Here is a 6405-nt window from a genome sequence, read left to right as displayed (position 1 = left end):
TATTGTATTAAAATATGAAAATGGAGCAATGTTCTCTGTTGTATCAATAAATTTAAAATCTGCTTGACGTGCTATTGTTTTTCCTTTAAAAATCTTTAAAAGGTTATAAAAATCAAATCCAAATTTAGTTAAGAAGCCTAATGTACCCAGACAATAACTCAACGCTAATCCTAAATAGATATACTCTTTAGTGTAATTTTTTTCAGTGACTGTTCGCACATGTAAGGTTGACCAGTCATAATTTATAGTTGTTGGTTCTACCCAAATTATTTTGGTATAAACCACTAAAGGTAATATGGCAGCAGTAACAAGTCCGAGCAAAAGAAACCATCTATTATTTGTAAAAAAAGTTTCTTTACGCAACAAAAAATGATACGCTATAAAAAACAATGCAAGTAAACTACTGGATTTAAGCAGGTAAAGATAGAGTGCTTCCATAACGATTTTTGGTTTATAGTGTTTTGATTAAAATAATTGGGTTATTTTACTCTTGTTTTTCAATCATGGCCAGAATTTCTCGCAATTCAGCTGCAGAAATTTTCTCTTCTTTGGCAAAATGCGACACCATATTTTTATAAGAACTATTAAAGTAATTATCGATAGCGGTATTCATGAAGCGCTTTCTATACTCTTCTAAACTTACGATAGGATAGTATTGGTGTGTGTTTCCGAAAGCATTGTGCGATGCAAAACCCTTTTCTTCCAGATTGCGAACAATGGTAGAAAGCGTGTTGTAATGCGGTTGTTCTTCGGTGATTTCTGCCATGATTTCTTTTACGAATGCTTTTTTGAGCTTCCATAAAATATGCATTATTTCCTCTTCTTTATTAGTCAGTTTTTGCATGATTTTATTATTTGAATCAAACATACAACTATATTTATAGTTTACAAACTATTTTTATAGTTATTTAACTAAATTTTTAGTTTTTAAATTTATTATTTAGTTTAAATTATTGATTACAAATAACTTACTATTTTTTGTATTGCTTTTTTTGTTGAGAAGCAAAGTTTAGTAAAGATTATGCTAGAAAGAAGTACAAGGATTTAATAAAACGATTTTCAATATAAAAATGTGAGTTCAAGGTACCCTTGATTGATGAAAACGCTGTTCCGTGAGGGATAGTAGCGGCATCCTTTTATAAAATCCTGTTTTAAGGATTTTATAAAAGATACAGCGGATAGCCCGACCACATTGCTAAAAGGGGCAATGGAACCTGCATGTTGATTTGCCCCTTTTTGAAATGTGGTCACGCCCAAAAAAAATTATTGCTTTTCTTGTTGAACTAGTTTTTGTAACCAGATACACCCTCCAACGGCTAATATTCCTAGCGTTCCCATGACAAACCAGTTGGCTTGATAGCCATATTGGTCAATTATTTCTAAACCAGTTTTAGAGCTGGCAATGTGTGCTAAACTGAAACTCATAGTAAACAAAGCCATGTAGCGGCCTTCATGCCCTTTTGGAGCCCTGCTTAGTGCAAATGAATTCGAAAACGGAAAAATAAACATTTCGCCAAATGTGATGAAAATAATACTGATCACTAATACACCTGCCCAAATATTTATGAGTAAAACATAAAAACTAATCGACATTAATAAAGATCCCCAAAGAATTATTTTGAGTTTATCAAAGCCTTTTCTTTGGCTAATACTAACAATTGGCATTTCTAAAAAGAAAATTAAAAGTCCGTTCAACGACAATAAAAGGCCGCTTTGAAATTCAGTTAAGCCAAATTTTTCATTGTGGTAGAGCGGTAAAGTAGTGAAAAGTTGGAAAAACAGCATAGCCGTGACAAAGCACACAAAAAGAAAAATCCAAAATATTTTATCCTTTAAAACGGAGGCTGGTATCTCGGTTTCGTGGCTCGCCGTATTCAAATCGGCTGGTTTTTTACGTTCTTTAACAAGCAATGTAAAAATCAAAATCGAGATGATGCACGAGCTTCCATCAACCCAAAACAAACCGCTATAGCCTAAATTCATAATAATCAAACCTCCTAAAGCGGGTCCGGCAGTAAATCCTAAATTAACCGCAAGCCGCACTAATGTTAAGGCTCGGGTACGATTTTCGGGCTTTGCATACGTGCCTAGAGACACAAACATAGCGGGACGAAACATATCGGCAATAGTCATAATGACAAACATTCCGATGCACAATCCCCAAAATGTGCGTATGTATTGAATCGCGAAGAACAGTAGTCCGCTGGTAAATAAACTAAAAACCATGATTTTATAAAACCCAATTTTATCAGATAATTTACCGCCCAGCCAAGATCCTAGCATAGAACCAAAACCAAAAGCGACCATAATCCAACCAACTTGTGCGTAGGAAAAATTCAAGTCTTCCTTTAAGTACTTGGATAAAAATGGCAACACCATCGTGCCAGCGCGGTTAATGAAAGTGATAAGTGTCAATATCCAAACTTCTCTGGTAAAACCCCTAAAATTATTTATGTAGCGTTGTAAAGCGTTTGCGAGCATATGTATTATTTCTATTGTACAAATTTACAATGTTTTTTAGGAGCTTTTTCCAGCTATTCGTTACAATCTTCTATTTTTTTAAAGAAAAAAAATACAAGGATTTTCACTGCTATCTGGGCTAGAGTTTAACATCTTAAGGTCGTATGTTGCAAAATTACACTTGGCAACTTGCAACATTTAGACTAATTTTGCATAAAATTGAAATATGAAAACCAAAGTACTTTTTTTCTTTTTTATGCAGTTGGCTTTGGCCTACAGTCAAAATGCATTTAAATCGGCAGCAGTTGTTCAATTTCAAAATAAGATGAATAAGGAATTCGCTGATGCAAAAAAGAGTCCGCTAACACCCGAAGATCGTGCAACATTTAAGTCTTTAGCTTTTTATCCTGCCAATAAATCTTTTTTTGTCACAGCTACTTTAGTTAAAACAGAAAAGGAACAACCTTTTGAAATGAAAACTACTACTGACAGAAAGCCGCTGTATGTAAAATATGGAGAACTTTCATTTATCATGAAAGGAAGGAGTTTTAAACTAAATGTGTATCGCAATATCGAACTTTCAAAAAAAGAGGAGTACAAGAATTATTTGTTTTTACCCTTTTCAGATGCCACTTCGGGCAATGAAAGTTATATTGGTGGACGATATATCGATTTGCGCGTTCCAACAGGAAATACAATAACCATTGATTTTAATACGGCCTATAACCCGTATTGTGCATACAATTCGCAGTATTCTTGTCCAAAAGTACCTCTAAAAAATGATTTGGATATCGCCATAGAGGCGGGCGTTAAAAAGTTTCATGATTAAATGAAATTTTACAACTTACATATACATACAGCCACGCAGCAAGAAAATGTTGTCGAATTAGTCAATCAATATCCACAGGATTTTGATGCTAGTATTCTAGTATATTCTATTGGTATTCATCCTTGGTTTATTGTCGAGGAACGTTTAGCATCGGATTTAGATATATTAGAAACAAAACTGCAAGAACCAACTTGTCTCGCGGTTGGTGAATGCGGGTTGGATAAACGCATTGCAATTCCGATCGAATTGCAACAGTTGGTTTTCGAAAAACAGTTGGTTTTGGCACAAAAATATAATAAACCAGTGGTGTTGCACTGTGTAGCATCTTTTGATGAATTAATTGCAACAAAGAAAAAATTGAACATCACTGTTCCTATGATCGTTCATGGATTTTCAAAAAGTGAACAACTCGCCAAACAATTAATAAGCAATGGATTTTATATCTCCTTTGGGAAATATTTGCTTTTGAATCCCGAATTAGAATCCGTTTTCAAGAGTATTCCAGATGATAAAATTTTTCTTGAAACCGATACAATTTCAGAAAACATTGGAGCAGTGTATGAATTGGCAGCAACATACAAAGGAATTTCAATCTTGGAAATGCAGGAACTCATAAAACACAATTTTCACAAAGTGTTTTTTAAGGAATTGTAGAAATATTAGAGTACCCTATTAATACTAAAATTAAAAAAAGAGAATAATGGCAGAATGGACAGAAAGAGCAGAACTTCTATTCAAAAAAGAAGGTTTAACCAATTTGCAAAATGCAAATGTATTAGTAGTAGGATTAGGTGGCGTTGGTTCTTTTGCAGCTGAATTTTTAGCACGTGCAGGAATAGGAACCATGACAATTGTTGATGGGGACGTAGTAGACATTACGAATATTAACCGACAATTACCTGCTTTACATTCTACGGTAGGACAACCTAAAATAACGGTAGTTGGTGATCGATTGATGGATATTAATCCTGAATTGAAGTTAACTCGCGTACAAGAATTTTTATCTCCGGAGCGCGCTTTTGAAATAGTTTCTGAAGAATTTGATTATGTATTAGATTGCATTGACAGTGTGACTCCCAAATTAAATTTGATTATTGCAGCTAAACGCAAAAGAGTAAAAATCATAAGTAGTATGGGTGCAGGAGGTAAAATGGAAGCTTCTAAAGTAAAAGTGACTGATATTACAAATACGGTGAATTGTTTTTTTGCAAAAACGATCAGAAGACGATTAAAAGAAGTTAAAATAGATAAACTAAAGGTGGTTTTTTCTTCTGAAATTCAGGATGAATCCAGTTTAAGAATGACCGATGGATCAAATTTTAAGAAATCATTTTACGGAACAAACAGTTATATGCCAGGATTATTTGGTTTGTACGCTGCAGAAACTGTGATTCGGTATTTACTTAAGAAATAGTGTTCAGTGCCTAGGATTAAGAATCGGAGTAATCTAAGAAATCTAATAACTAAAATAAATGATACAAACGGTAATTTTTGATATGGATGGTGTAATTGTCGATACAGAACCTGTACATCGCTATGCTTACTTCAAGCAATTTGAGGAATTAAATATCGCTGTAACGGAGGCAATGTACACTTCATTTACGGGTTTTTCTACTCGCAATACATTTCAAAAATTAAAAGAGTTGTTTGTAATCGAGCACGAAGTAGAAGATTTAATACAAAGAAAACGAAACATCTTTAATGATGCTTTTGATAGTAAAGCTGATTTAGAATTACTAGAGGGAGTTGAAAATCTCATCAAAGAATTACACCAAAACGGAATGCAATTGATTTTGGCTTCTTCGGCATCCAAAGTTACGATTGAGCGTGTGTTTAACAGGTTCAACTTACACAATTATTTTTCTCATAAAATAAGTGGAGAGGATTTTCCACAATCAAAACCACATCCTGCAATTTTTGAACACGCAGCAAGTCTTTCGATTGCACCAAAAAAGAGTTGCATTGTGATTGAAGATAGTACTAATGGCGTCAAAGCAGCCAAAGCAGCGGGTATTTTGTGTGTAGGATACAACAGTATTCATTCAGAAGCACAAGATTTGTCTAAAGCAGATGTCATTATCAACCATTTTAACGAATTGGACTTTGATCTTGTTCGGAATTTGGATTCTAAATTAAGAAATAATTAACATTTTAAAGCTGTTGAATTTGTAAATTTGAAGTTCAAAAAAATTAAAGTATGAAAAAAATAATCCTTGTATTGGCTATCATTATAGCAAACTTTACTATCGAGGCTCAAGTAAAAACACCTCAGTCTAGTCCAAAATCTACTATCATGCAAACTGTAGGTTTGACAGATGTAGAAATCGTTTATTCCAGACCAAGCGCAAGAGGCAGAGTCGTTTTTGGTAATTTGATTCCTTTTGGAAAAGTTTGGAGAACGGGAGCGAACGAAAATACAACGGTATCCTTTAGTGATGATGTAATTATTGATGGTAAAACATTAAAAAAAGGAAAATATTCGTTGTATACGAATCCAAAAATAGAAAGTTGGGAAATCATTTTCTACAAGACTACTGATAACTGGGGGAATCCAGAGGAGTGGAAAGAAGAAAATGTAGCACTTAGAGCTACCGTTAAACCAGAAACTGTAAATAAAAGTGTTGAAACTTTTACCATGGGAGTTAGTGGTTTAGACAATAACTTTGCTTTTTTAGAAATGTATTGGGAGAACTCTTATGCTGCCTTAAAATTTGAAGTACCAACGCAACAAAAAGCAACTGCAAACATTGATAAAGTACTTGCTGGGCCGGGTGCAGCAGATTATTTTTCATCGGCTCAGTTTTTATTCCAGTCTAATGGTGACAATGCTAAAGCATTAGTTTACGTAAACAAAGCACTGGACATGACAAAAGAAAAACCGTTTTGGTACAACAGATTGAAATCCTTAATTCAAGCTAAATTAGGAGATAAAAAAGGAGCAATTGAAACAGCAAAATTATCACTTGCAGCAGCTGAGATTGCAAAAAACCAAGATTATGTAAAAATGAATAAAGACAGTATTGCAGAGTGGAGTAAGAGCTAATTTACTGCATTTAAATACAAAATAAAAAAAAAAAAAAAAAAAAAAAAAAAAAAAAAAAAAAAAAAAAAAAAAA

7 protein-coding genes and 1 pseudogene are annotated in these 6405 nt (G+C 33.6%); 5 read left to right on the top strand and 3 right to left on the bottom strand.

Annotation, left to right across the window (positions count from 1 at the left end; translation table 11 throughout):
- From AC061C_RS15130 to AC061C_RS15120, 3 genes and pseudogenes are all read right to left on the bottom strand, one after another.
- A pseudogene (locus tag AC061C_RS15130) lies at positions 1-438 on the bottom strand (M56 family metallopeptidase); the annotation flags it as partial.
- Positions 439-484: 46 nt separating this feature from the next.
- Positions 485-844, bottom strand: a complete 360-nt coding sequence (locus AC061C_RS15125) for a BlaI/MecI/CopY family transcriptional regulator (protein ID WP_478291860.1) — start codon at positions 842-844, stop codon at positions 485-487.
- Positions 845-1263: 419 nt separating this feature from the next.
- Positions 1264-2481 carry an MDR family MFS transporter gene (locus tag AC061C_RS15120; protein WP_478291859.1) on the bottom strand — a complete coding sequence of 406 codons (1218 nt, stop codon included), beginning with the start codon at positions 2479-2481 and terminating at the stop codon, positions 1264-1266.
- Between the two features lie 205 nt (positions 2482-2686).
- Between AC061C_RS15120 and AC061C_RS15115 the strand changes: the two genes are divergently transcribed.
- The 5 genes from AC061C_RS15115 to AC061C_RS15095 are packed head-to-tail and all read left to right on the top strand — an operon-like array spanning position 2687 to position 6332.
- Positions 2687-3289 carry a DUF1684 domain-containing protein gene (locus tag AC061C_RS15115; RefSeq protein WP_478291858.1) on the top strand — a complete coding sequence of 201 codons (603 nt, stop codon included), beginning with the start codon at positions 2687-2689 and terminating at the stop codon, positions 3287-3289.
- Positions 3290-3943 (top strand): TatD family hydrolase, encoded by a 654-nt coding sequence (locus AC061C_RS15110; protein ID WP_478291857.1) that lies wholly within the window; start codon positions 3290-3292, stop codon positions 3941-3943.
- Positions 3944-3989: 46 nt separating this feature from the next.
- The gene (locus AC061C_RS15105; protein WP_478291856.1) at positions 3990-4703 is read left to right on the top strand and encodes a tRNA threonylcarbamoyladenosine dehydratase; all 714 of its coding nucleotides are present in this window, start codon (positions 3990-3992) and stop codon (positions 4701-4703) included.
- A gap of 58 nt (positions 4704-4761) precedes the next feature.
- Complete coding sequence (locus tag AC061C_RS15100) at positions 4762-5436, top strand: HAD family hydrolase (protein ID WP_478291855.1); 675 nt, start codon at positions 4762-4764, stop codon at positions 5434-5436.
- 50 nt (positions 5437-5486) lie between these two features.
- On the top strand, positions 5487-6332 hold the full coding sequence (locus AC061C_RS15095) for a DUF2911 domain-containing protein (protein ID WP_478291854.1): 846 nt from the start codon (positions 5487-5489) through the stop codon (positions 6330-6332).
- The last annotated feature ends 73 nt before the right edge of the window (positions 6333-6405 follow it).

Source organism: Flavobacterium sp. GNP010, from assembly GCF_056428945.1.
The sequence above is the reverse complement of the archived record's forward strand: the minus strand, read 5'-3'. Positions and strand labels throughout refer to the sequence as shown.